The sequence below is a fragment of the Comamonas sp. UBA7840 genome, assembly GCF_002501455.1.
GTDB classification, from domain to species: domain Bacteria; phylum Pseudomonadota; class Gammaproteobacteria; order Burkholderiales; family Burkholderiaceae_C; genus Comamonas; species Comamonas jiangduensis.
On the sequence record NZ_DLTI01000017.1, the window covers coordinates 1 to 25,650 of the forward strand.

At 57.7% G+C, this 25,650-nt stretch carries 26 protein-coding genes; 16 read left to right on the forward strand and 10 right to left on the reverse strand.

Going from position 1 to position 25,650, the window contains the following annotated elements:
• From B3R00_RS05155 to xseA, 3 genes are all read right to left on the reverse strand, one after another.
• On the reverse strand, positions 1-1,699 hold a 1,699-nt coding region (locus tag B3R00_RS05155), incomplete at its 3' end, for an NADP-dependent isocitrate dehydrogenase (protein WP_286997838.1).
• 355 nt (positions 1,700-2,054) lie between these two features.
• The gene (locus B3R00_RS05160) at positions 2,055-2,639 is read right to left on the reverse strand and encodes a superoxide dismutase (RefSeq protein ID WP_174862768.1); all 585 of its coding nucleotides are present in this window, start codon (positions 2,637-2,639) and stop codon (positions 2,055-2,057) included.
• A gap of 204 nt (positions 2,640-2,843) precedes the next feature.
• The gene (gene xseA, locus B3R00_RS05165; RefSeq protein ID WP_376747681.1) at positions 2,844-4,163 is read right to left on the reverse strand and encodes an exodeoxyribonuclease VII large subunit; all 1,320 of its coding nucleotides are present in this window, start codon (positions 4,161-4,163) and stop codon (positions 2,844-2,846) included.
• A gap of 174 nt (positions 4,164-4,337) precedes the next feature.
• Here xseA and B3R00_RS05170 point away from each other — a divergent pair, with 174 nt between their 5' ends.
• From B3R00_RS05170 to adk, 6 genes are all read left to right on the forward strand, one after another.
• The gene (locus B3R00_RS05170; protein ID WP_286997843.1) at positions 4,338-4,970 is read left to right on the forward strand and encodes a MotA/TolQ/ExbB proton channel family protein; all 633 of its coding nucleotides are present in this window, start codon (positions 4,338-4,340) and stop codon (positions 4,968-4,970) included.
• Positions 4,971-4,992: 22 nt separating this feature from the next.
• Positions 4,993-5,421, forward strand: a complete 429-nt coding sequence (locus tag B3R00_RS05175) for an ExbD/TolR family protein (RefSeq protein ID WP_286997845.1) — start codon at positions 4,993-4,995, stop codon at positions 5,419-5,421.
• Between the two features lie 10 nt (positions 5,422-5,431).
• On the forward strand, positions 5,432-6,454 hold the full coding sequence (gene lpxK, locus B3R00_RS05180; RefSeq protein ID WP_286997846.1) for a tetraacyldisaccharide 4'-kinase: 1,023 nt from the start codon (positions 5,432-5,434) through the stop codon (positions 6,452-6,454).
• A gap of 25 nt (positions 6,455-6,479) precedes the next feature.
• Positions 6,480-6,662, forward strand: a complete 183-nt coding sequence (locus tag B3R00_RS05185; RefSeq protein WP_054067691.1) for a Trm112 family protein — start codon at positions 6,480-6,482, stop codon at positions 6,660-6,662.
• 5 nt (positions 6,663-6,667) lie between these two features.
• Positions 6,668-7,429 (forward strand): 3-deoxy-manno-octulosonate cytidylyltransferase, encoded by a 762-nt coding sequence (gene kdsB / locus B3R00_RS05190; protein ID WP_286997849.1) that lies wholly within the window; start codon positions 6,668-6,670, stop codon positions 7,427-7,429.
• Between the two features lie 403 nt (positions 7,430-7,832).
• The gene (gene adk / locus B3R00_RS05195; protein WP_174862773.1) at positions 7,833-8,489 is read left to right on the forward strand and encodes an adenylate kinase; all 657 of its coding nucleotides are present in this window, start codon (positions 7,833-7,835) and stop codon (positions 8,487-8,489) included.
• A 101-nt stretch (positions 8,490-8,590) separates the two neighbouring features.
• On the opposite strand, the gene B3R00_RS05200 is transcribed toward adk, so the two are convergent.
• Positions 8,591-9,547, reverse strand: a complete 957-nt coding sequence (locus B3R00_RS05200) for an asparaginase (RefSeq protein ID WP_376747678.1) — start codon at positions 9,545-9,547, stop codon at positions 8,591-8,593.
• Positions 9,548-9,614: 67 nt separating this feature from the next.
• On the opposite strand from B3R00_RS05200, the gene lexA reads away from it, so the two are divergent.
• The 3 genes from lexA to B3R00_RS05215 all read left to right on the forward strand — a co-directional run bounded on the left by lexA (position 9,615) and on the right by B3R00_RS05215 (position 12,233).
• Entirely contained in the window at positions 9,615-10,286 is a 672-nt protein-coding gene (lexA, locus tag B3R00_RS05205; protein ID WP_219161964.1) for a transcriptional repressor LexA, read from the forward strand.
• A gap of 93 nt (positions 10,287-10,379) precedes the next feature.
• The gene (locus B3R00_RS05210) at positions 10,380-10,643 is read left to right on the forward strand and encodes a hypothetical protein (protein WP_219161965.1); all 264 of its coding nucleotides are present in this window, start codon (positions 10,380-10,382) and stop codon (positions 10,641-10,643) included.
• Positions 10,644-11,231: 588 nt separating this feature from the next.
• The gene (locus tag B3R00_RS05215; protein WP_219161967.1) at positions 11,232-12,233 is read left to right on the forward strand and encodes a D-2-hydroxyacid dehydrogenase family protein; all 1,002 of its coding nucleotides are present in this window, start codon (positions 11,232-11,234) and stop codon (positions 12,231-12,233) included.
• Between the two features lie 16 nt (positions 12,234-12,249).
• On the opposite strand, the gene B3R00_RS05220 is transcribed toward B3R00_RS05215, so the two are convergent.
• From B3R00_RS05220 to B3R00_RS05230, 3 genes are read right to left on the reverse strand one after another with little or no spacing between them, the layout of a single operon-like run.
• Positions 12,250-12,687, reverse strand: a complete 438-nt coding sequence (locus B3R00_RS05220; RefSeq protein WP_219161968.1) for a hypothetical protein — start codon at positions 12,685-12,687, stop codon at positions 12,250-12,252.
• Entirely contained in the window at positions 12,687-13,142 is a 456-nt protein-coding gene (locus B3R00_RS05225; RefSeq protein ID WP_219161969.1) for a DNA polymerase III subunit chi, read from the reverse strand. Before B3R00_RS05225 ends, B3R00_RS05220 begins: the two co-directional genes overlap by 1 nt.
• Entirely contained in the window at positions 13,142-14,707 is a 1,566-nt protein-coding gene (locus tag B3R00_RS05230) for a leucyl aminopeptidase (RefSeq protein WP_219161970.1), read from the reverse strand. The genes B3R00_RS05225 and B3R00_RS05230 overlap by 1 nt, the downstream gene beginning before the upstream one ends.
• A 24-nt stretch (positions 14,708-14,731) precedes the next feature.
• Here B3R00_RS05230 and lptF point away from each other — a divergent pair, with 24 nt between their 5' ends.
• The 7 genes from lptF to B3R00_RS05265 all read left to right on the forward strand — a co-directional run bounded on the left by lptF (position 14,732) and on the right by B3R00_RS05265 (position 22,543).
• The gene (gene lptF, locus B3R00_RS05235) at positions 14,732-15,826 is read left to right on the forward strand and encodes an LPS export ABC transporter permease LptF (RefSeq protein ID WP_286997855.1); all 1,095 of its coding nucleotides are present in this window, start codon (positions 14,732-14,734) and stop codon (positions 15,824-15,826) included.
• On the forward strand, positions 15,823-16,950 hold the full coding sequence (lptG, locus tag B3R00_RS05240; protein ID WP_219161972.1) for an LPS export ABC transporter permease LptG: 1,128 nt from the start codon (positions 15,823-15,825) through the stop codon (positions 16,948-16,950). The genes lptF and lptG overlap by 4 nt, the downstream gene beginning before the upstream one ends.
• 5 nt (positions 16,951-16,955) lie before the next feature.
• On the forward strand, positions 16,956-17,330 hold the full coding sequence (locus B3R00_RS05245; RefSeq protein WP_219164769.1) for a sirohydrochlorin chelatase: 375 nt from the start codon (positions 16,956-16,958) through the stop codon (positions 17,328-17,330).
• Positions 17,331-17,391: 61 nt separating this feature from the next.
• A complete protein-coding gene (locus tag B3R00_RS05250; protein WP_219161973.1) occupies positions 17,392-18,333 on the forward strand; it encodes a CysB family HTH-type transcriptional regulator in 942 nt (313 codons plus the stop codon).
• A gap of 47 nt (positions 18,334-18,380) precedes the next feature.
• Complete coding sequence (locus B3R00_RS05255; RefSeq protein ID WP_286997859.1) at positions 18,381-19,541, forward strand: pyridoxal phosphate-dependent aminotransferase; 1,161 nt, start codon at positions 18,381-18,383, stop codon at positions 19,539-19,541.
• A gap of 451 nt (positions 19,542-19,992) precedes the next feature.
• Positions 19,993-21,330, forward strand: coding sequence for a GntP family permease (locus B3R00_RS05260; RefSeq protein WP_286997860.1), 1,338 nt, complete (start codon positions 19,993-19,995; stop codon positions 21,328-21,330).
• A gap of 37 nt (positions 21,331-21,367) precedes the next feature.
• Positions 21,368-22,543: a glycerate kinase gene (locus B3R00_RS05265; RefSeq protein ID WP_286997861.1), complete on the forward strand. Its 1,176-nt coding sequence runs from the start codon at positions 21,368-21,370 to the stop codon at positions 22,541-22,543.
• Between the two features lie 186 nt (positions 22,544-22,729).
• Here B3R00_RS05265 and B3R00_RS05270 read toward each other — a convergent pair whose 3' ends face one another.
• The 3 genes from B3R00_RS05270 to B3R00_RS05280 form a co-directional block, all read right to left on the reverse strand.
• A complete protein-coding gene (locus tag B3R00_RS05270) occupies positions 22,730-23,371 on the reverse strand; it encodes a DsbA family protein (RefSeq protein WP_286997862.1) in 642 nt (213 codons plus the stop codon).
• A gap of 70 nt (positions 23,372-23,441) precedes the next feature.
• Positions 23,442-24,929, reverse strand: a complete 1,488-nt coding sequence (rng, locus tag B3R00_RS05275; protein ID WP_286997863.1) for a ribonuclease G — start codon at positions 24,927-24,929, stop codon at positions 23,442-23,444.
• A 61-nt stretch (positions 24,930-24,990) separates the two neighbouring features.
• Complete coding sequence (locus B3R00_RS05280; protein ID WP_286997864.1) at positions 24,991-25,605, reverse strand: Maf family protein; 615 nt, start codon at positions 25,603-25,605, stop codon at positions 24,991-24,993.
• Positions 25,606-25,650: the final 45 nt, after the last annotated feature.

The window sequence follows — 25,650 nt, forward strand, 5'->3', positions numbered from 1 at the left end:
TGGCCGAGGTGCCCAGCTCCAGAATGGGGAACAGGTCGGTCAGGTAGTCGCGCAGGATGTTGCCGGTCACCGAGATGGTGTCCAGGCCACGGGCCACGCGCTCGAGCGTAAAGCGCATGGCGCGCACCTGGCTCATGATCTGGATGTCCAGACCTTCGGTGTCGTGGTCCTTCAGGTAGGTGCGCACCTTCTTGATCAGCTCGGCTTCATGGGGGCGGTAGGCGTCCAGCCAGAAAATCGCGGGCATGCCAGAGTTGCGGGCACGGGTCACGGCCAGCTTCACCCAGTCACGGATCGGCGCGTCCTTGACCTGGCACATGCGCCAGATGTCACCGGCTTCCACGTTTTGGCTCAGCAGCACTTCACCGGTGGCGATGTCTACGATGTTGGCCACACCGGCTTCGGAGATTTCAAAGGTCTTGTCGTGCGAGCCGTACTCTTCCGCCTTTTGCGCCATCAAGCCCACGTTGGGCACGGTGCCCATGGTGCGAGGATCGAAGTTGCCGTGCCACTTGCAGAAATTGATCATTTCTTGGTAGATACGGGCAAAGGTGGACTCAGGCATCACGGCCTTGCAGTCGTAAGTCTTGCCGTCAGCGCCCCACATCTTGCCGCCTTGGCGAATCATGGCGGGCATGGATGCGTCCACGATGATGTCGTTGGGCGAGTGGAAGTTGGTGATGCCCTTGGCAGAGTCCACCATGGCCAGCTCAGGACGGTTGGCGTGGCAAGCGTGCAGATCGCGAATGATTTCTTCGCGCTGCGAAGCAGGCAGCGTCTCGATCTTTTCGTACAGCGTAGCCATGCCGTTGTTGACGTTGATACCCAACTCATCAAACAGCTTGCCGTGCTTCTCGAACGCTTCCTTGTAGTAGATCTTCACGCAGTGACCGAACACGATGGGGTGCGAGACCTTCATCATGGTGGCCTTGACGTGCAGCGAGAACAAGATGCCTGCTTCCTTGCAGTCATTGAGTTCGCGCTCATAGAATTCGCACAGCGCCTTCTTGCTCATGAACATGGAGTCGATGATCTCGCCATCCTTGAGCGCGACCTTCTCCTTCAGAACAATCGACTTGCCCGAAGTAGTTTCCAGCACCATCTTCACGTCACGGGCTTTGTCCAGCGTCATGGACTTTTCGCCGTGGTAGAAGTCGCCTTCGTGCATGTGCGAGACGTGGGTCTGCGACCACTGCTTCCACTCACCCATGGAGTGGGGGTTCTTCTTGGCGAAGTTCTTCACTGCAGCAGGCGCGCGGCGGTCAGAGTTACCTTCACGCAGCACGGGGTTCACCGACGAGCCGATGCACTTGGAGTAGCGCGCCAAGATAGCCTTGTCTTCGTCTGTCTTGGGGTCTTCGGGGTAATCGGGCAGCGCATAGCCCTTGCCCTGCAGCTCCTTGATGGCTGCGATCAGCTGCGCTACGGAGGCCGAAATGTTAGGCAGCTTGATGATGTTGGCTTCGGGTGTCAGGGTCAACTTACCCAACTCGGCAAGTGTGTTCGGTACGCGCTGCGCTTCAGGCAGCATGTCGCTGAACTCACCCAGGATACGGGCAGCCACAGAGATGTCGCTGGTTTCGACATTCACACCCGCAGTGGATGCGAAAGCTTGCACCACAGGCAGGAAAGCGCTGGTGGCCAGACGGGGAGCTTCATCCGTCAGGGTATAGATGATGGTGGATTGCTGAGTTGTCATCTCTTGCTTTTGGCTCGATGGTTTACTGGGATATGGATAGGCACAAGACCTGGTCCCGACTCGGTTGCCCGCTGCCGTATCTGTTTTGCTTGGTGCCTGGAGCAACAGCGCAAAATTTCGTATCCGTGAAGCGAACTCCCACAATACAAAATTCTAACCGTTGATGCACCCTTTTTACCAAGTCTTCTACAAGAGTTAATCAAAAACTCTTCTATAAGACTTGCTGAATGCAAGCTGTTTTTGATGCTTGCAGCCCACAATCTAACAGCGCCACAAAAGAAAAGCCCGCGGGCTTTCACCAGCGGGCTTGACCGGCATCATGACCGGCGATGACAGTTAACTGTCAGTCAGTGCATTAAGCGGCAAAGTTGGCTTCAGCGAACTTCCAGTTCACCAGCTTGTCGAAGAAAGTTTCCACAAACTTGGGGCGTGCGTTGCGGTAGTCGATGTAGTAGGCGTGCTCCCACACGTCCACCGTGAGCAGCGCCTTGTCGCCGGTGGTCAGAGGTGTGCCCGCAGCGCCCATGTTGACGATGTCCACCGAGCCGTCAGCCTTCTTCACCAACCATGTCCAGCCAGAGCCGAAGTTGCCCACTGCCGAAGCCACAAAGGCTTTCTTGAACTCAGCGTATGAGCCCCACTTCTTGTTGATGGCATCCGCCAGTGCGCCTGTTGGCTCTGCACCGCCATTGGGCGTCATGCAGTTCCAGAAGAAGGTGTGGTTCCAGATCTGGGCTGCTTGGTTGTAGATGCCGCCCGAAGACTTCTTGATGACGTCTTCCAGTTCCATGTTTTCAAACTCGGTGCCCACTTGCAACTCATTGAGCTTGACCACATAAGCGTTGTGGTGCTTGCCGTGGTGGTACTCCAGCGTTTCTTGGCTGTAGTGGGGAGCCAGGGCGTCGATGGCGTAAGGCAATGGGGGCAGAGTGCGTTCCATGTTCAATCCTCGTGGTGTAAATAGTTAGAGAGGGTGCACCGCAGCAGCAGCGGTCAGCCAGATGCTGCGTGCAATCCAAGCGCTTAGTTTGACTTGGCGCAAACCATGCACTGTGTCAGCCATTGTAGGAACATCACAGGCGAATTGCAGCTAAAACCTCAAGGCTTTTGCTATAAAAGCCAAAGCGCTTGACTATGACGGTGATTACAAAAGCTTGGGTTGCGTCACGCTCACATCCAAACTGCCATCGGCCAACACCGCTTTCAATGGCGTACCTACGGGCGCCTGCTTGGCGCTGGTGATGACCTGCCCGCTTTGCGTCGTCAACACACTATAGCCACGCTCTAACACCCGTTGCGGATTGAGCAATTCAACACGCACTTGCAACTGCTGCAAACCTTGGCCTTGCTGCTGCAGTCTGCGTTGCGTTTTTTGAACCAAATCAGCCTCTAGCGCTTGATAAGCCTGCGTCTGCCGCTGCATTTTCATGAGCAATCCATGCCGCGCACGCTGCTGCATTTGCGACAGCTGCAGCCGCTGCTGCGCCATTTGCTGGCTGGGCCGCACCAGCCGGTAGGCCGCGGCATCCAGACGCTGCGCCTGACGGTCCACCTGGCGCAGCAACGCATCTTGAATGCGTGCCTGCATCGCCTCCAAGCCATCCAGCCATGCTTGGCGCGGCTGGGCCACCAACTCCGCCGCAGCCGTGGGCGTGGGCGCACGCAGATCCGCACAAAAGTCCGCTATGGTGAAATCGGTCTCGTGCCCTACACCGCTGATCAACGGCACCGGGCTTTGCACAATGGCGCGCGCCACCCGCTCGTCGTTGAAAGCCCACAGGTCTTCCATGGAGCCACCACCACGCACCAGCAAAATCACATCAATCACCGGCACGCCAGGCGTGCCTTTGCGCGCTGCCAAGTCATACAGCAGCTGCAGCGCCTGGGCAATCGATGCAGGGGCCTCACCCCCTTGCACCATGGAAGGGGCAATCAACACCGGAATGTGGGGCACGCGGCGGCGCAGCGCCGTCACCACATCGTGCAACGCCGCAGCGCCCAGCGATGTGACCACGCCAATGCCACGCGGCATCACCGGCAAAGGGCGTTTACGCGCAGCATCAAACAGCCCTTCGCTCTCCAACTGGGCCTTCACACGCAAAAACTGCTCAAAGAGTGCACCTTGCCCCGCGCGCTGCAGGCTCTCCACAATCAGTTGCAAATCGCCACGCTGCTCATACACCCCCAGCTTGCCACGCACCTCGACCAGCTCACCATCGCGCGGCGTGAAATCCATCGCCACAGCGGCACGGCGAAACATGGCACAGCGCAACTGCCCGGCCGCATCCTTGATACTGAAATAGCAATGCCCACTGCCTGCGCGAGAAAAGCCCGTGATCTCGCCGCGCACCGTCACGGGGTTGAAACGCGCCTCCAGACTGTCAGCAATCGCGCGGCACAAAGCGCCTACATCCCACACACGGGGTTTGCCAAGCGAAGGAAGGGGATCAAAGAAAGACATCAGGACTGCATCCACTCAAACAAGTGCAGAAAACAACAGCGCACCTGCACGGCCAGCGCGTAAGCTTTGATGCTTGCCAATTGCAGGCCAATCAAGCCACACAAGCCAAGCAGCGCGCTGGTGCTGCGCGATAATGCATGGCTGCAGACTCACAACACAAGCACGGGAGAAACAAAGTTGCTGTCGATCATACAGGCCGCTGGCTGGCCCATCTGGCCCCTTATTGCATGCTCCATCTTCGCACTGGCACTGATTTTTGAGCGCTTTATCTCGTTGAAAACCGCCCGTGTTGCGCCGCCCAAATTGCTTGACGAAGCCATCACCGTCTCCAAAGACCGTCTGCCCTCCAACGACGTAATCCAGCAACTGGCGCAAAACAGTGCCTTGGGTGAAGTGCTGGCCAGTGGCATGCAGCAGCTCAGCGCCTACCCCAAAAGCAGCGAAGAAGACCTGCGCGCGCGCATGGAGGCGGAGGGCCGCTCGGTGGCACACCGTCTGGAAAAATACCTGGGCGCACTGGCCACCATTGCCTCAGCCGCACCACTGCTGGGGCTGCTCGGCACCGTGATCGGCATGATTGAAATTTTTGGTTCACAAGCCAATGCTGGCGCCATGGGCACCGGCAACCCCGGCCAGCTCGCCCACGGCATTTCGATTGCGCTGTACAACACCGCCTTTGGCTTGATCGTAGCCATTCCTGCACTGATCTTCTGGAAGTACTTCCGCGCCCGCGTGGATGCTTATTTGCTGCAGTTGGAGCTGGCCAGCGAACAGTTTGTACGCCACCTCAACCGCCTGCGCACCAAATAACGAAGCGAAGCGCACCATGGCTATGAATTTTCGCCCCCGCCGCGCTGAAGAGCCAGAGATCAATCTGATTCCCTTCATTGATGTGCTCTTGGTGATCCTCATCTTCTTGATGCTGAGCACCACCTATAGCAAATTCACAGAGCTGCAACTGACCTTGCCCACCGCAGACGCGGAGCAAATGCGCGATCGCCCCAAGGAAGTGATTGTCTCCATCGCGGCCGATGGGCGTTACGCGGTGGACAAAAGCGCGCTGGAAGACCGCTCGGTCGATGCGATTGCCAGCGCCCTGGCTGGTGCTGCCCCAGCGGGGGCCAACAGCATTGTCATCATCAGCGCCGATGCGGCAGCCCCGCACCAGGCCGTGGTGTCTGCCATGGAAGCTGCGCGACGTGCAGGTTTGACGCAAATTACCTTTGCCACCCAGTCGGCCGCTTCTGCCGGCAAAAAATAAGGCTGCACCAATGAGTGCCCCCGCCCACCAGGGCACAGGCTCTGAGCGCTTGCGCCATATCTGGCGCAGCCGCAATCTGGCCGCCCGCGCTTTGTGGCCGCTAGCGGCCGTGTATGGCGCACTGTCTGGGTTGCAGCGCAAGCTGTATGTATGGGGCTGGAAAAAAGCTGCGCACCCGGGCATTCCCACCATCGTGGTGGGCAATGTGATTGCAGGCGGCGCAGGCAAAACCCCCGTGACGCTGGCCACCGTGGCGCATTTGCAGTCGCGGGGCTTCACGCCAGGCATCATCTCGCGCGGCTATGGCCGCAGCACCAATGACTGCCGCGAGGCCACGTCTGAATCCCTGCCGCAAGAGGTGGGCGATGAGCCCTTGCTCATGACCCGCGCCAGCGGCGTGCCAGTTTTTGTGGCGCGCCAGCGCATCGATGCCGCTCGCGCCTTGCTGGCCGCCTATCCAGCCACCAATGTCCTGGTCTGCGATGACGGGCTGCAGCACCACGCACTGGCACGCGACATAGAGATTTGCGTCTTCAACAACGAAGGGATTGGCAACGGCTGGCTGCTGCCTGCTGGCCCGCTGCGCGAAGCGTGGCCACGCCCGGTCACTGCTGCACTGTATTCCGCAGCGCGGCCGCCTTCAGGCACACCGGCCAGCATCCCGTGTTTTCATGTGCAGCGCCAATTGGCGCCCTATGCCATCACACGCAGCGGCCAGCGCGTGCCTTTGCAGAGCTTGCAAAGCCAGCCACTGCACGCTTTGGCAGCCATTGCCCGCCCCGAAGATTTTTTTGCCATGCTGCGCGCCCAGTCTCTGGCATTAGCCAGCACCGAAGCCCTGCCAGATCACTACAATTTTGAAAGCTGGAAGCGCCCGTCTGGTGAGCGCATTCAAGTGATTTGCACTGAAAAAGATGCCGCCAAGCTCTGGCAGCAATGCCCTGACGCCTTGGCGGTGCCTTTGCACCTTCACGTGGATCAAGGCTATTTTGATCTGCTAGATAAGCATCCGTGCCTATCATCCCCCTCTTAATACAGAACACCACTGGTACACCGCTATGGACCCCAAACTGCTTGAACTCTTGGTCTGCCCCGTCACCAAAGGCCCTTTGCGCTTTGACAAAGAGCGCCAGGAGCTGATCTCGCAAAGCGCCCGCTTGGCCTACCCCGTGCGCGACGGCATGCCCATCTTGCTGGAAAACGAAGCACGCCCCCTGGAAGACAGCGAACTGGAAGGCTAAACACCGTGGGCTTTACCGTTCTCATCCCCGCGCGACTGGCCTCCAGCCGTCTGCCCAACAAACCGCTGGCAGACATTGCAGGCTTGCCCATGGTGGTGCGTGTAGCACTGCAAGCACGCCAAAGTGCTGCCGACCGTGTGGTGGTGGCCGCCGACGATGCCTCTATCGTGCAAGCGTGTGCTGCCCATGGCGTCGAAGCGCTGCTGACCCGTGCTGACCACCCCAGCGGCAGCGACCGTTTGGCCGAAGCCTGCGCCCAATTGGGCCTGCATGGCGACGACATGGTGGTCAACGTTCAAGGGGATGAGCCGCTGATAGACCCCGCCTTGATTGATTCCGTGGCACAGGTGCTTGCCTGCGCACCCAGCGCCAGCATGGGCACCGCCGCACACCGCATTGCCAACCTGGCTGACTATCTGAACCCCAATGTGGTCAAAGTCGTGTGCAACGCCCAGGGCCTGGCGCACTACTTCAGCCGCGCCCCCATTCCCTTCAACCGCGACCATGCCGACACGCAATGGTGGAGCGAAAACAGCGACCACGCGCCGCTGCGCCATGTGGGTATATACGCGTACAAAGCGGGGTTTTTGCGCAGCTTTCCCCAACTCACGCCTGCGCCCACGGAGCAACTGGAATCACTGGAACAATTGCGCGCCCTGTGGCACGGCCATCAAATTGCCGTGCACATTACACAAAATCCACCCGGTACAGGCGTAGATACGCCGGAAGATTTGGAACGTGTACGCGCGCTCTTGCGCCACGCTTAAGCCAAAATATTTCAGGAATTTCTGAAAATTGAATGAAAAATAAGAGCAGTTAGCGCTTGAATTTGCAAGAGATGCCATGCATTCCAATGGAAAACTCAAGACAGACATGCGCCAAATGCTCCTATTTTCAGAAATTCCACAGCAATGTCTTCTACAAGACATGTCTGTCTTTTATCAACACAGTATGCTTTGTGCATAGCGAATAAGCACCCTGAGCACCGCCTGTCAAGTCACTGGCATCGCCCCCGAGAAACGACGCAGACGCGAAGTACTGGCGACTTTGTAAGTCAAAAATAAGGGCGTGCATGCTATCCTTGAAAAGATATCAAGCGGTAGCCGCCTGCTTTTTTGCTGCATCAAAACGCCCCGCTTCGCCAAGAATTTCTATATATCGAGGATCTCCATGAAACTGATTTTGTTGGGCGCTCCCGGCGCCGGCAAAGGCACACAAGCTGCTTTTATTTGCCAGAAGTTCGGCATTCCCCAAATCTCCACGGGTGACATGCTGCGCGCCGCCGTGAAGGCTGGCACACCTTTGGGCCTGCAAGCCAAGGCCGTGATGGAAGCTGGACAGCTGGTGAGCGACGACCTGATCATCAACTTGGTCAAAGAACGCATCGCCCAAGCCGATTGCGCCAACGGTTTCTTGTTCGATGGCTTCCCCCGCACCATCCCCCAGGCCGATGCCATGAAGGCCGCAGGCGTGGATCTGGACTACGTGCTGGAAATCGACGTTCCTTTCGACGCCATCATCGAGCGCATGAGCGGTCGCCGCTCGCACCCTGCATCGGGTCGCACCTACCACGTCAAGTTCAACCCACCGAAGGTGGAAGGCAAGGACGACGTGACCGGCGAAGACCTGGTACAGCGTGACGATGACAAGGAAGAGACTGTCAAAAAGCGTCTGGATGTGTACAGCAACCAAACGCGTCCTTTGGTGGACTACTACCAAGCTTGGGCCAAGCAAGACCCAGCCAAGGCTCCCCAATACCGCGCCATCAGCGGCATGGGTTCTGTCGAAGAAATCACGGCGCGCGCTTTCCAAGCATTGGGCGCCTGATTTTTTTTACACACCCACAAAAAAGCTGCCCCAGAGGCAGCTTTTTTATGTGCACTGCAACCACGCAGCGCCACACGCATTCCACACGTAAGGCGTATGCACTAGTTTTGCAGCAGCGCCAGCATCAGACTGATGCGTGCCTTGACAGGACTAAGGGGCGTCACCGCCGCGTCCTGCTCGCCATCGGCCAGCACAATCTGCCCCTGCTCGCAGCGCGTAGTCCGCCACACCATCACGCCTTGGGCCGTGGCACGCTGCAGTGCTTGCAGCAAGGCTTGGTGAATAGACCCATTGCCTGTGCCTGCCACCACCAGGCCCTGCACGCCCGCCGCCACCAACGCATCTACCGCAGCAGGCCGCGCTGCTGCGGTACTGGTCACCAACTCCACCCACGGCCACTGCTTGGCATCGCGCTCCCACACTGCAGCAGCCAGTTCAGGCAATACCAAGGTTGCAGATGCACGCTGCAGCCAACGCACACGCCCCTCCTCGACCCAAGCTACAGGCCCCTGTGCTCCAGAGGAGAAGGCATGCACGCGGTACGGATGCGCCTTGCGCAGCCATTGCGCGCCATGCACCTCGCCCGCCGCAGTCACCCACACGCCGGCTACGCCATCAGCGGCACAAATCACTGCATCCCGCAAATTGGCAGGGCCGTCGGCCGACAAAGCCGTGGCGGGGCGCATCGCACATGTCATGACCACAGGCTTCACCGGCCGCAGCACGCACTGCAAGAACCAAGCCGTCTCTTCCAATGTATCGGTGCCATGGGTAATTACTACACCTGCCACATCAGCTTGATCCAACCACTTGCTGCACGCCTGCGCTAGCTGCTGCCAAGTCGTGATATCCATGTCTTTGCTGTCGAGTTGTGCAACCTGTTCAGCCACGAATACGAAATGCTCCGGCAGGCAGCGATCAACAATCGGCTGCAACAACTGTGCAACATCAATCTGCCCAGGTTGGTAGCCAACACCACCTCCATGGGCGCTGCCCTGGCCCGCAATTGTCCCTCCCGTACCCAAGATCACAATTTTTCTTGTTGTAGACACTTGCACCCCTCACGAAACTGGTTAAAAATACAGGTACTGGATAAACAAACAGTTATCCTTCAAAAGGACAGGCATGGAGCACACCACCCTCACCCCCAGACAGCAGCAGATTCTGGATCTCATTCAAGAAGCCATCTCCCGCACAGGCGCGCCGCCAACACGCGCCGAGATTGCGCGCACCCTGGGTTTCCGGTCTGCCAATGCAGCAGAAGAGCACCTCAAGGCTTTGGCACGCAAAGGCGTACTTGAATTGGTCAGCGGCACTTCGCGCGGCATTCGCTTGGTCAGCGAGACCGTGCGCAACATTAACGCAGCCCGAGGCACACACTTTGACCTGCCAATGGCTGCCATGCAACCTCTTTGGTTACCGCTGGTGGGCCGCGTCGCTGCAGGGTCGCCCATTTTGGCGCAAGAGCACATTGACCAAAGTTTCGCCGTCGAGAGTTCCATGTTTGCCAGCAAACCCGACTACCTTTTGCGCGTGCGCGGCATGTCGATGCGCGATGCCGGCATCTTGGACGGGGATTTACTCGCGGTGCAATCCACCCGAGAAGCCCGCAACGGTCAAATCGTGGTGGCACGCCTCGGTGATGAAGTTACCGTCAAGCGTTTGCGCAAATCCGCTCACGGGATTGAGCTGCTGCCTGAGAACCCTGACTACCCCATCATCCAAGTCGGTGAAGAAGAAAATTTTGCGATCGAAGGCCTGGCTGTTGGCCTGATCCGCAACGCCATCCAGCTCTAAAAAAGCCATCTCCCCCTCCATGCATGCGGCCATTTGCGCTGCAGGGATTGCTGTCGCCTGTTTTATCTCAATTTCTCCACCAAGGAGTACGCCATGCACCTTTTGCACTGCCCATTGCCTCTGCCACATATCAAAACTGCGCGCACATCCGCCAGCAACCAAAATACTTTCTGCGATGTGTCGTTGCGCACCGTGACTTGCAAAACTTGCACCGGGAATGTCCGTTTAATGCGCCGCAGTAAAGACAAGGACAGCAATCGTTTTGCCTTATCCGGCAAATTAGCAGATGTTTGTGCGGCGCTGGATGCCCTGGCTGAGCAAGAAATGCGCAACACATGGCGTGTTGCAGCACATTAATGTCGCACAACCCATCGTCCACCACACGTCACTCTTGCCACTTCACCCAAACGTCAAAAACACCTGACAACAAATAGCGTGAATAAGCCCGAATCAGTTCCCGATAATTGCTGCACGATGCAACCAACGGTTCTCACCGATTCATACAGTTGCGCCATACCGGCAGGAGGATTTATGAGCACTACGCCGTATTCCACATCACGCCAACCTGTTATGCCCAGCAGCGGCGGGTTAATGGGCCGCAGCTTCACCTATCGCACCGCAGAAAAAACCGATGTGCGCTTGACTTGGGAGCGCGCCAAGGCCCAGTTGCCACGTCCAACCAAACCAGCTTAGGCACTTGCATGAAGTGCAAAAATAGGAGCTAGCAGCGCTTTTTCCGCTTAGCTCAAGAGCCTAATTGGCATATACCTCCTCAACCGCTCGTGCAACTAAAACTGCACGAATGTCGCAGTTGCATACACGATATGTCCCTAACCACGGGCTTCATGCACTCAGGCTATAGGACAATACGCGGGGTACAGCAGTCCTTGCATGCTATTTGCAATGCATGCTTTTCTTGGCTCCAGCAGCAAGCCCCTATTGCCCATGAATATTGTCATCCTCGACGACTACCAAGATGCTGTGCGCAAGCTGCAATGCGCAGCGCTCTTGGATGGTTTTACGACCAAAGTCTTTACCAACACGGTCAAAGGTGTGGGTCAACTCGCGGTGCGCTTGCGCGATGCAGACGTCATCGTCCTGATACGAGAGCGCACGCCGATTAGCCGGCAATTGATTGAGAAACTGCCCAAGTTAAAACTTATTGCACAGGTAGGCAAAGCAGGGCCCCACATCGACGTTCAGGCTTGCACCGACCACGGCGTTCTGATTGCAGAGGGCGTAGGCTCACCAGTTGCGCCTGCTGAGCTGACATGGGCACTCATCATGGCTGCCACAAGGCGCCTGCCGCAATACATCTCTAACCTCAAACATGGTGCATGGCAACAATCAGGGTTAAAGACAGCCTCTATGCCCCCCAATTTTGCCTTGGGTACCTCCCTGCGAGAGCGCACATTAGGCATTTGGGGTTATGGCCGAATCGGCCAGCTGGTGGCAGGCTATGGCAAGGCATTTGGCATGCAAGTCGTCATCTGGGGCAGCGAATCTTCCCGCATAAAAGCCCAGCAAGATGGGTATGCGGCCGCTGCAAGTCAGGAATCCTTTTTTGCTCACAGCGACGTACTGTCCTTACACCTGCGACTTAATGCGCAAACCCAACACATTGTGCAAAGCCAAGACCTAGCGCTCATGAAGCCCACAGCACTGCTGGTGAATACAGCACGTGCAGAACTGATAGCGCCCGATGCGCTGGTGACCGCCTTGCAGCGCGGCCGCCCCGGCTTAGCCGCTATTGACGTTTTTGAGAGCGAGCCTATTTTGCAAGGCCAGTCCCTGCTGCGGATGGAAAACTGCATCTGCACGCCACACATTGGATATGTAGAGCAAGACAGCTATGAACTGTACTTCAGCGCTGCGTTTGACAACGTGCGTAACTTTGCGCAAGGCACGCCTAGCAATATTTTGAACCCTGAAGCTGCACCACGTTAGGACAGCTGAGCAGCAATCAAAGCTGATCGGTTTGGGAGCGCATATGCGCCAGCTCTTGGGCGATGGCCTCATGCACGGCACTGCTCACCAGGCGCTCAACATCAGCGCGAATCGCTTGATACAGCGATTGGGTGTGCAGTTGCACCATGTCTGCCAGCGCATAGCGCAAACGCTCCTCCAAAGTCTCATCCAGGCGGGCCATGACATTGGCCTGCATAGACTGCGCTATATCCACCAAGCACTGCTGCGTTGGCAGTTCTGGCGCGCTGGCAGTTTTCGCCAGAGGTGCTGCGGACTCCGCAACATCTTGCACAAACGGCGCATCCACCGGCTCTGGCAAATGCTCTTGCGACACAGCGAAGTTGGGAGCAGCCAGCATCGTCTCAGCGTCTGGAACTACATCAGTGAGCGTCGGCACGAAACGCGGGGGATGCCGTGTATCCATAGCAGCCATCACCGATCTCCTTGCAGTACCAAGTCAAACCGCTCAATCGCATGTCCTGCACTTTGGTAACTGCGCCAACGCCCACGGGCCAATGCACGATCTTGTTCATCAAAGCTGGACACCACCTCTACCACTTTGCTGAACGACTCAAAACCTTGTGGCATTTCCAGTCCCAAATTCAGCAGCACCTCACGGTGCGTGCTGAGCTGAGCAGCTTCCACCAGCACCACGGGAGCCAAAGCAAAAAGCTCTGCATCATCGCCTTGTACTGCATGGGCCAAAAACTCATGCCCTGCAAATTTCCACAGACGTGCAGACAGTTGCCGCAGCCGCTCCAGCGGAGCAACCACTGTCACACGCGCGTCGTGGCGCAATGCTTTGCGGATAAAACGGCACGCATAGTCCAACTTATCTGGGGCGTTGAAGTGAAAAGCCACCTGTGGGCTAGAGGTTGTGTCAGTCATCAGACTTGAGGCGCCTTCGCTTTTACCGCCGCTGTTTGAGGTACCAATGCAGTCTTCGCGGCAGATTTTCGCGCAGGCTTGGTTGCCTCTGGGGCTTTACGCGTTTTGGCTACAGGTTGCTGCGCGGCATCCAGCAGATACTGCACCAGCAAAGGCACAGGACGGCCTGTTGCCCCCTTGGCTGCACCCTCCTTCCATGCGGTACCCGCGATATCCAAATGCGCCCATGGCATATCGCCCACGAAGCGCTGCAGGAATTTAGCTGCAGTGATAGAGCCACCGGCGCGGCCCGCCACATTACCCATGTCCGCGAAATTGCTCTTGAGGCCTTCGGAATAATCATCATCCAAAGGCATGCGCCAGCACAGGTCATGACTCTTTTCACCTGCCTGCTGCAATGCCTGGCCCAGTGCCTCTTGATTGGCGTACATACCCGAGCGAATGCCACCCAAGGCAATCACACACGCACCCGTCAACGTTGCGATGTCGACCACGGCTGCCGGTTTAAAGCGTGCAGCATAGGTCAGCGCATCGCACAGCACCAAACGCCCTTCAGCGTCAGTATTCAAAATTTCGATGGTTTGACCACTCATGCTGGTTACCACATCACCGGGCTTTACAGCAGCGCCATCAGGCATGTTCTCGCACGCAGGAATCAAACCGACCACATTAATAGCAAGTTTGAGTTCCGCCAACGCACGAAATACTCCCAGCACACTCGCCGCGCCACACATATCGAACTTCATTTCATCCATAGCCGCGGCAGGCTTGAGGGAAATGCCACCTGTATCAAACGTGATGCCTTTGCCCACCAACACCACCGGCGCCTGCGACTTGGCCGCCCCGCTATAGCTCAGCTCAATCAATTGCAAGGGTTCTTTAGAGCCTTGAGCAACTGCCAAAAACGCCCCCATTCCCAGTTTCTCAACATCCTTGGGGCCATGCACCTTGCATTGAATGGCTGACGACTGCTTGGCCAAGTCCTTCGCGGCCTTGGCCAGCAAGCTAGGCGTTGCGTAGTTTGCAGGTCGATTGCCCCATTCTTTGGCCAGCGACTGGCCCAAAGAGACCGCCACGACTTGGTCAAAAATCTGGCTGATATCAGCAGACTTGCTAGTCACTCCCACGGTCACTTTGCCCAGCGCAGGGGATTTTGCTTTTGATTTGGTCAATGTATAGGTATATGCAGCATCCGTTACAGATTGCACAGCAATACGCACCGCCTGGGCAGCATCTTCCAAAGCGCTCAAACAAATTACCGCATGTTTGACGCCTTCGGCTTTGAGCACGGAAGCAGCACTTGCTAGCGCAGCGCGCACATCCCGCGCAGAGCCTTTGCCTGTGCCCAGCAACAGCACGCGGCGCGCTTGCACCCCTTGGGGCTGGTACAAATGCAGCTGTTTACTACAGACCGCAGACCAGTCACCATGGCGCGTTACGCTGTCTACCAAGGCGGACAAAGGGTCTTGTTGGGGCTTGAATGACTCAGGCACCAACAATAAAAGAAGATCACACTTTGCTGCAGCTGCGCTGGACAGATTCAAAGCCTTCAGTTCAAAGTTCATAATCGGCGTTTTCCTTTTCAGCCAATGTTATTCGATTCATCCATACGCAAGGAGCTGGGCCGCAGCTTCGGCGCCACCTTAGTGGTGCTTATCACCGTGGTTATGACCATGATGCTGATCCGCACGCTGGGCCAAGCCACCAAAGGCACTGTCAGCCCATCCGATGTGATGCTGGTCATGGGTTTTACCGTGCTTGGTCAACTGTCCACGATTTTGACGCTGAGCCTCTTTGTGGCGGTGGTTGGCACGCTGTCGCGCATGTACCGCGATAGCGAAATGTCCATCTGGTTTGCCAGTGGCCAAGGCCTCGCCAGCCAACTCAAGCCTATCTTGCGCTTTGCTTGGCCGATTGTGGCAGTGATTGCCGTACTGGGCCTGCTCGTTTGGCCTTGGAGCAACCAACAGATCCAAGAATTGCGCAGCCAATTTGAGCAACGTAGTGATATAGACCGCATTGCGCCCGGTGAGTTTCAAGAATCTTCTGATGGCACACGCGTGATCTTCATTGACAAGGACAGCGCCTCCCAAGAATCGGCCAGCAATATTTTTCTGGTGGAGCAACGCCAAGGTCGTGAATTTGTGACGTCCTCCAAGACTGCACAAATCCAAACAGTCGATGGTGTGCGTAATGCCGTCCTGACTGAGGGCCAGCGTGTAGAAACCGACCAGACTACCGGTCAAATCAAACTCACACACTTTGACAGCTATACGCTGCGTTTGGAAGACAGCAGCCCCGCCAAAACCAGCCTGACCGCACGAGCGATTTCTACACCGCAATTGCTTCAAAACACCAACCCTGTCTATCTGGCCGAAGCGGGCTGGCGTGCAGGCCTGCCACTGGCCGCCCTCAATCTTTTGGTACTGGCTTTAGCCATCACCATCGTGAACCCTCGTGCAGGCCAAAGCACCAGTTTGGTAGTCGCTTTATTGGCTTTCGTGGTGTATTACAACTTAATGAACATGGGACAAAGCTGGGTTGCTTCGGGTCGCATGTCTTTAGGTGGTTATCTCCTGGGTATACATGGAAGCATCTTTGCGGTTGCTGCACTCGGCTTGGCCATCCGGCATCACCGTTGGCACATCAAAGACCTGTGGCAACGTCGTGGAGTAACTGCATGAAAACGTTACGCACACTCATCTACCGCGACACCATCAGCGCAATCGGCTTTGTGGCGCTGGCTTTTTTGGCCATGTTTTTTTTCTTCGATTTGCTCGATGAAATGGGGGACGTAGGCCGCAAGTTTGGCGACGTCACCTACACCGTGTGGCACGCATTGCTGGCCGTCACCTTTGGATTGCCCAAGCATTTGTATGAATTGCTGCCGATTGCGGTGCTGATAGGCAGTATTTTTGTGATGGCGCGCTTTGCACAAAGCTCGGAGTTCACCATCATGCGCACCAGTGGCTTAGGCCCATGGATGGCTTTGCGCACCATGCTGGTTTTGGGCGCTGGCTTTGTCGTGCTCACCGTCGCCGTCGGTGACTACATTGCACCTGCAGCAGAACGCTGGGCATTGGTAGCCAAGGCCAAGTATTTAGGGCAAACCTCCACCACTGGATCGACTGGCGCTTGGCTCAAAGAAAAAACCAAAGATGGCACCTTGGCTGTCAACGTGCGTGCTGTACGCGCAGACGGTGCCCTCACCGGTATCCGCATTTTTGAGTTTGATCGCCAAGGGCGCATGACACTGCAACTGCATGCAGACCAAGGTCAAGTGCAAGAAGAGGCGGACAACTGGTTGCTGGAAAATGCACGCCTGACACGTTTGAGCTATGCCAGTTCAACCGCCAACGACAGCGCTGCAGCCGTCACCAAAGACAGCCATGCGCAGCTCAATTGGCCCACCAGCATTACCAGCGAAATGCTGATTGCAGCCGTGCACAAGCCGGATCGTATGCCAACGCTGGAGCTGTTTCAGTTCATCCAGCACTTGAAGACCAACGATCAGTCTGCACAGAAATACGAAATTGAATTCTGGCGCAAAGTGTTCTATCCGCTGAGTTGCCTGGTGATGGTCGTGCTGGCACTGCCCTTTGCTTACCTGCACTTTCGCTCTGGCGGCATTGCAGGCTACGTGTTTGGGGGCGTCATGGCGGGTATCAGCTTCTTCTTGCTTAACAACGTGTTTGGCTATGCGGGCAATCTGCAGAACTGGTCACCCATGCTTACGGCTGCAGCTCCTGGCCTGATTTACTCCTTACTCTCCCTTGGGGCTTTTGCATGGCTGGTCATACGCCGATAACGCAGATGCCGCCGGTGCGCGGCATCGTATTCTTCGCCCACGGTTCGCGCGATCCGCGCTGGTCGCTACCAATTGCAGCCGTCGCTGATGTCCTGCAGCAACGGTGCCCTGATGCGCTGAGTACCTGCGCCTACCTCGAACTCACCGAGCCCGATCTCCCCACGGCCTGCCAGCACCTGATCCATCAAGGCTGCACAGCCATTACGGTGCTGCCCATGTTTTTGGGCACAGGCCGCCACGCCCGCCATGATTTACCCGTCCTGGTCGAGGCCCTGCGCCAGCAACACCCTGCTGTCAGTTTTGAGGTTGCCACCGCCGTGGGCGAAGACCCCCGTGTGACCCAGCTACTGGCGCAGATTGCGATGCAATACATTGCATAAAAAAATACATCTTTAGATATTTCATTCATAATGATGAAAGCATCGTTGCTACCATCCTCTTATGAATCTGCATCAATTCCGTTTTGTCCAAGAAGCTGCCCGCCGCAACCTCAATCTGACCGAAGCGGCCAAAGCGCTGCACACCTCGCAGCCCGGCGTCTCCAAAGCCATCATTGAGCTGGAAGAAGAGCTGGGGGTGGACATCTTTGCGCGGCACGGCAAGCGCCTCAAGCGCATTACCGAGCCCGGGCAACACGTGCTCAAAAGCATTGAACTCATCATGCGTGAGGTGGGCAACCTCAAGCGCATCGGCGAGCAGTTCAGCGCCCAAGACAGCGGCACACTCAGCATTGCCACCACCCACACCCAAGCGCGTTATGTGCTGCCGCACGCCGTAGCCAAGCTGCGCAGCAGTTACCCCAAGGTCAATATCAGCTTGCACCAAGCCACGCCCCACGAAGTGGCGCGCATGGTGATCGACGAAGTCGCTGAAATTGGCATGGCCACCGAATCGCTGGCCGATTACCCCGACTTGGTGACATTGCCCTGCTATGAATGGCAGCACGTGCTGGTCGTGCCCAGCGGACACCGTCTGGCCACCAAAGAGCGCATCGGTTTGGATGACTTGGCCGACGAACCGCTGATTACCTACCACCCCTCATTCACAGGGCGCGGCAAGGTCGATGCCGCCTTCGCCACGCGCAAAATTGCGCCACGCATCGTGCTGGAAGCGATTGACTCGGACGTGATCAAAACCTACGTGCGCCTTGGCTTGGGCATTGGCATCGTGGCCGAGATGGCCATGCGTGAAGAACTGGGCCCTGATTTGGTTTCACGCCCCATGGGCCACCTGTTTGGCCAGAGCGTGGCGCGCGTAGCCTTCAAGCGCGGCGCCTACCTGCGCAACTTTGTGTACAAATTTGCCGAAACGCTGAGCGACCGCCTCTCGCGAGACTTGATCTTGCGCGCCATGAGCGGCCACGTGAACGATTACGAACTTTGATTTCCTGCTCAAAACCGGGGTGCCACACGGCATCCCATTTTTTTGCCATGACAACACCTGTGACCCCTGCTTTCCCTAGCAAGCTGCCCAATGTGGGCACCACCATTTTTTCTGTGATGTCGGCCCTGGCCAACCAGCACCACGCCGTTAATTTGGGCCAAGGCTTTCCCGACTTCGGCTGCGACCCCAAGTTGCTGGATGCCGTCACCGCCGCCATGCAAGCCGGGCACAACCAATACCCGCCCATGCCCGGCATGCCGCAGTTGCGTGAAGCCGTGGCCGCCAAAATTGCCACTTTGCATGGCGCACACTACGACCCACACACCGAGATCACCATCACCGCAGGTGCCACGCAAGCCATCTTGACGGCCATTTTGGCCACCGTGCACGCGGGTGACGAAGTAATTGTGCTGGACCCTTGCTACGACAGCTATGCCCCCAACATTGAGTTGGCCGGCGGCGTCATCGTGCGGGTGCCGCTTACGCCAGGCAGCTTCCGCCCGGACTTCGCAAAAATTGCCGCAGCCATCACGCCCCAAACGCGCCTGATGATTGTGAACACCCCGCACAACCCCAGCGCCACCATCTGGACCGCTGATGAAATGCGCCAGCTCGAAGCCCTGCTCGCCCCCACCAACGTGCTGCTGATCAGCGATGAGGTGTACGAACACATGGTGTTTGACGGCGCGCAGCACGAAAGTGCCGCACGCTTTCCCGGCTTGGCAGCGCGCGCCTTCATCGTCTCCAGCTTTGGCAAGACTTACCACGTCACCGGCTGGAAGGTGGGTACGGTGGCAGCGCCTGCCGCGTTGATGAGCGAATTCCGCAAGGTGCACCAGTTCAATGTATTCACCGTGAACACGCCCATGCAGGTCGGCTTGTCCGCCTATATGCAAGACCCGGCGCCCTATCTGGAGCTACCCGCCTTCTACCAGCGCAAGCGCGATTTGTTTGCAGAAGGGCTGCAGCAAACGCGCCTGAAGCTGCTGCCCACCACAGGCACTTACTTCCAGTGCGTGGATATTTCTGAAGTGACAGATCTCAACGAAGCCGATTTTTGCCAGTGGATGGTGCAAGAGCTGGGCGTGGCGGCCATTCCGCTGTCTGCGTTTTACGGGGATGGTTTCGATCAAAAAGTAGTGCGCTTTTGCTTTGCCAAGCAAGATGCAACCTTGCTGGCCGCGCTGGAGCGTCTGCGCAAGCTTTAAGGGGCACGCGCCTTCGGCTAATTACGGCAAGCCGCAGCAAGGGCGTGACAGGGGTCGTGTTAGCCGGTTGATCGTGCCAGCCGGTTACGCACACACCCACCACACACCAATCAATAAAGGGAGCAGCTTACGCGCTCCCTTTATTGTTTTCAGATAGCTTTGTATTGGAAATGATTGATTGAAGCGCGCTAGCAGCTATAAAAATGAATCCAATTCCCCTTGCTTGCCCACGCTGCACAAGGCGTTGACATAGCCCTTGCAACCAAGCTGGCTGCGGGCGCGCTCCTATAATCGCGCCCCGTTGGCACGCATGAGCAAACGCGCAGCATGGCCGATCAGGATGCCCCTTTGCGCCCCTGCGGCCTAACGCCCGCGCTGCGGGCATCCCTCTGCTGCTACCAAGACGCACGCCCACCTCTGCGCACGATTTCTCTCTATCAGGTATCAACCCATGAGCAGTATTGCTATCTCCTCCATCTTGGTGGTTCTCAGTATCGTGGCCATCATTTATTTGACCGCCAAGGTCAAATTCAACGTCTTTGGTGCACTGTTTGCCGTGACCATGGCGCTGGCAGTGTTTGGCACAGGGCTGCCGTTTGGCAAAGTGATTGACGCCATGAAGACCGGCTTTGGCAACACGCTGGGCGGCATCTCCTTCATCATCATCTTTGGCGCAGCGATTGCCGTGTGCATGGAACGCAGCGGCGGTGCGCTGAGCCTGGCTACGCACATCATGAACATGGCGGGCAAGAAAAACACCAAGGCCGCCGTAGCCTGGACCGGCTTCATCCCCGGTTTGACCATTTTTTGCGACACCGGCTACATCATTCTGAGCGGCATTGTGCGCACCATCAGCGCTACCTCCCAGCTGCCCATGCCCCTGCTGGCATCTATTTTGGGCACCTCGCTGTTTGCCGTGCACTGCCTGGTTCCTACCCACCCAGGCGCTTTGGCAGCTGCGACCACCATGAATGCCAATCTCGGCCTGCTGGTGGTAGCCAGCATCGTGTTTGCAGTACCCGGTCTGATCGCCGCTTATTTCTGGTCCAGCAAAATGTGCAAGGGCATGGACTACGCGCCCGCCACCCTGGAAGCGTCTGCGCAGCCATCAACGGCCCAGTTGCCCTCGTTTGGTTTTTCGCTGCTGCCCGTGGTGCTGCCGTTGGTGCTGATCTCCATCTCCACCTTGCTGACCACCTTTGGCTTGAAGGACGGCGTGGCCACCGTATTTCACTTTCTGGGCAACCCCGTGATTGCCCTGCTGGTTGGCATGCTGTGCGGCATCTGGCTGCTGGCATGCAACGGCGGTCAAAAGGGTGATTTCAGCGCCGTGCTGGAAGAAGCCATCTCCAAGGCGGGTCCCATTTTGATAATCACGGGCGCTGGCGGCATGTTTGGCGCCATCATCAAGGAAACGGGCGTGGGCGGTGCGCTGGGCCAAGCGCTGGGTTCCGCCTCTGTCGGCCTGTTGGTGCCCTTCATCATTGCCGCGTTGCTGAAAACTGCACAAGGCTCCTCTACCGTCGCCTCCATCACCACCGCCGCAATCATCGTGCCAAGCCTGGCCACATTCGGTCTGGATTCTGAGGCTGGTCGCATCTTTGCCGTGCTGGCCATTGGGGCAGGCTCCTTGGTCGCGTCGCACGCCAACGACTCCTATTTCTGGGTGGTGACGAAGTTCTCCAACATTGAAATGGAGCAATCGCTGCGCGTGTTCACCACCTCCACCATCGTCATGGGCGTGGTGACTTTCGCCTGCATCTGGGGTGCAAGCTTCTTCTTCCTGTAATGCCCGCGGTTCGCCCGGCTAGCCCAAAGCGTCCATCATGAAAATTGTGATCGCCCCCGACTCCTACAAAGAAAGCCTGTCTGCGCTGGAAGTTGCCACGCAGATTGAACTGGGCTTCAAAGAAGTCTTTCCCGATGCGCAGTACGTCAAAGTGCCCATGGCCGATGGCGGCGAAGGCACGGTGCAAGCCATGATTGAGGCCACGCACGGTCGCCGCGTAGAAGTCGAAGTCACCGCCCCGCTGGGCGAGCGCATTCCCAGCTTTTACGCACTGACCGGCGACGGCCACACCGCCATGATTGAAATGGCCGCAGCCAGCGGCCTGGCCTTGGTGCCCGCAGACCAGCGCAACCCACTCGTCACCACCAGCTACGGCACGGGCGAGCTCATCGCCGCTGCGCTGGATGCCGGTGCATGCCACCTGATTGTGGGCATTGGCGGCAGCGCCACCAACGACGGCGGAGCCGGCATGCTGCAGGCTTTGGGCGTCAAGCTGCTGGATGCCCAAGGCCAGCCCATTGGCCGTGGCGGCGCCCCGCTGGCGCAACTGGCACGTATCGATGCCAGCGGCCTGGATGCACGCCTGGCCGCATGCACCATCGAAGTCGCATGCGACGTGGACAACCCGCTGACCGGCGAGCGCGGTGCCTCGGCCATCTTTGGCCCGCAAAAAGGGGCCACCCCGGCGATGGTGCAAACGCTGGATGCCAACCTCCAGCACTTTGCCCAGCTCATTGAGCGGGATGTGGGCATAGAGGTGGAGCACATTGCCGGCGCCGGTGCCGCAGGTGGCATGGGTGCGGCAATGCTGGCTTTTCTCAAAGGCCAGCTGCGCCCCGGCTGTGAAATCATTGCCAAGGCCGTGGGTCTGGAAGCCGCCGTGCAAGATGCAGATTTGGTCATCACCGGCGAAGGCCGCATTGACCAGCAAACCATCTTCGGCAAAACCCCGTTTGGCGTAGCCACCGTTGCAAGCAAGCACGGCAAACCGGTGATCGGTATTGCGGGTAGCCTGGGCACCAACGCCCATGTGGTGCATGACCACGGCATTGATGCCATCTTCAGCGTGCTCAGCCGCACCTGCAACATCGAAGACGCCATGGCGGAAGCCGCGTTCAACGTGCGCAGCGCAGCACGCAATGTGGCAGCCATGCTGGCCATCGGGCAGCGCACCCCACGCGATGCTCCTTCAAAGCCCGCCCCCCACGCGTAACGGTTTATAGGCGCCATTAAAAAAGGGAGCTGCTTGCGCGCTCCCTTTCTTGTTTTCAAATACTTTCCGTGCTGAAGCAGTTATTCAATCAGCGCTGGTAGCTCTTTTTTATGATTTGATGGCGTGCTATGGCGCTACTTAACAGCGCACCTTTTCGTGAAGGAATGCTGCTAACAAGCTCAAGCCTTAAGCGGCTTGCAGTTGCGCCATCCACGCATCAGGATCCGAAAACAACAGCGCTGATGGCAACAACTGACCTCGGCCATCGTCGTGCTCCAGCATGAAGGCCGGCACGCCCCGCACGCCCAATTGCTGCAGCCAGTGTTGCGCTTGCTGCGTGCGGGCCGTGTGTGCGGCCTGCAGCGCAGCACCGCCGTCACGCAAGCACTGTGCGGCCTGCGCCAAACCCAGCCCTTGCAAGCACTGCGCCACATGCGCGGTCGAGGTCACATCCTCCCCATTCACATAGCGTGCATGCTGCAAAGACTTGAGCGCCGTGACCTCGTGCGCCGGCGCCGTCAGCGCAACGGCAGCCAGCGCCAGGCTGAGAGGGCCGCTGTCAAAGCGCTGCTGGCGATCACCCAGCACCTGGCGGCGATAAAGCTCCGAAAAAGGCTGTCCCGTCAACTGTGCAATACGCTGGTCATTCGCCCAAGCGTAAGCCGCAAACGCATCATCCATGGCGCGCGCGCCAGCACCCGAAAACATGCCGCAGGGCCACAGCTTGAGTTGCAGGCCGGGCAAGTCCGCGAGCTTGGCCACCACCGCGCCAGCGCCATAGCACCAGCCGCACAAAGGATCAAAAATGTAATGCAGGGTGTTGCTCATGCCCCAATCCAATCCGTTACTTATCCGTTCCTATCCACCCCAGCCGGGCGATGCTGTCGGCGCAGCCAACTCACAGCAGCACAATGTCGTACTGCTCCTGCGCCAGCGCGCCTTCGGATTGCAGTGAAATCGGCTTTTGGATAAAGTCGCTCAGCCCGGCCAGATGCTGGCTTTCTTCATCGAGCAGCAAATCAATCACATCGGGGTTGGCCACCACACGGAATTCCTTGGGATTGAACTGGCGCGCCTCTCGCAGAATTTCGCGCAGGATCTCGTAGGCCACGCTGCGCACCGTTTTCACGCTGCCCTTGCCCTGGCACACGGGGCAGGCCTCGCACAGCATGTGCGCCAGCGACTCGCGCGTGCGCTTGCGCGTCATCTCCACCAACCCCAGTTGCGAGAAGGTGCCCGCCATGGTTTTGACGCGGTCGCGCTTGAGTTGTTTATTCAACTCTTCCAAAACCTGCTCGCGGTGCTCATCGTGCGCCATGTCAATGAAGTCGGCAATGATGATGCCGCCCAAATTGCGCAGCCGCATCTGGCGCGCAATTGCTTGCGCAGCCTCCAGGTTGGTTTTGAAGATGGTGTCATCAAAATTGCGCGCACCGACATAGCCGCCGGTGTTCACATCCACCGTAGTCAAAGCCTCGGTCTGGTCGATGATGAGGTAGCCGCCCGACTTCAAATCCACACGGCGTCCCAGCGCCTTGGCGATTTCCTCGTCGATGGAATACAGGTCGAAAATCGGCCGCTCGCCTTTGTACAGCTGCAGCTTGGGCGCTGCGCTGGGCATGAACTCTTTGCCAAAGGCCATCAGCAAGCCAAACTGCTCTTTGGAGTCAATGCGGATACCTTGCGTATCTTCGCCCACCATGTCGCGCAGCACCCGCTGCAGCAAATTCAAATCTTGGTGCAGCACCGACATGGGCGGCAGCGTCACCGCTGCGTTTTTCACGCGCGCCCAGGTTTTGCGCAGGTAAGCGATGTCTTCGGCCAGCTCCTCGTCGGTGGCATCCTCGCCATTGGTGCGCAAAATAAAGCCGCCACCGCCGCCGTTTTCTTTCAGGCCTACCAGTTGCTGCAAACGGCCACGCAAGGCATCGCGCTCTTCAGCAGTGATTTTTTGCGACACGCCAATGTGCTCGTCTTGCGGCAGGTGCACCAGCAACCGCCCTGCAATACTGATCTGCGTGGACAAGCGTGCGCCCTTGGTGCCAATCGGGTCCTTGATGACCTGCACCACAATCGATTGCCCCTCAAACACCTGGTGCTCAATGGGCTTGGGTGGCTCATTCTTGCGCGCAATCATGGGCGCATCGCCGCTTTCATGGCGCTGCCACACATCGGCCACGTGCAAGAAGGCGGCGCGCTCCAGGCCAATGTCAATGAATGCCGACTGCATGCCCGGCAGCACGCGCGAAACCTTGCCCAGGTAAATGTTGCCGACCAAACCGCGTTCGAGCGTGCGCTCAATGTGCAGCTCTTGGACCGCCCCCTGCTCCACCACCGCCACCCGGGTCTCTTGGGGCGACCAATTGATCAAAATATCTTGCTGCATGTTGTCTGTTTTTCTGTAAGGATCACCCGTGGCAGGGCTGGCTCATCAATCTAAGCACGCTTTAGAGCTTCCAGCCGATTTGACGCAGCAATTGTGCAGTTTCAAACACGGGCAAACCCATGATGCCCGAGTAGCTGCCTTCGATGTGCTCAATCATGGCTGCCGCCAAGCCCTGCACGCCGTAAGCACCGGCTTTGCCAAAGGGCTCGCCAGAGGCCACATACGCAGCTATCTGTGCATCACTCATGGCCATAAAGCGCACTTTGGACACGGACAGTGCCTGCAAACGCTGCACACCATGTTGCAGCGCTACGGCCGTCAGTACCTCGTGCGTTTGGCCTGACAGCTTGCGCAGCATGGTTTGCGCCTGCGCAGCATCTTCCGGTTTGCCCAAAATTTCTGTGCCCAGCGCCACCGTGGTGTCTGAGGTCAGCACCGGTGCAGGCGGCAAACCACGCCGTGCCCAGCGTGCGACCGCAGCATCAAGCTTCAAAGCTGTGACCCGTTGCACGTAATCGCGGGGCGCTTCGCTGGGCAGCACTGCTTCGATCGCTTCCGCATCTTCGGGCACATCACCCGGCGCGTTGGGCAATAGCAGTTCATGGCGCACACCCAGTTGCTGCAGCAGTTGGCTGCGGCGCGGGCTTTGGGAAGCAAGATAAATAAAGTCAGACATGCAATCTCAATAAAAAAAGGCATTAGCGCTTGTCAGACAAGCGCT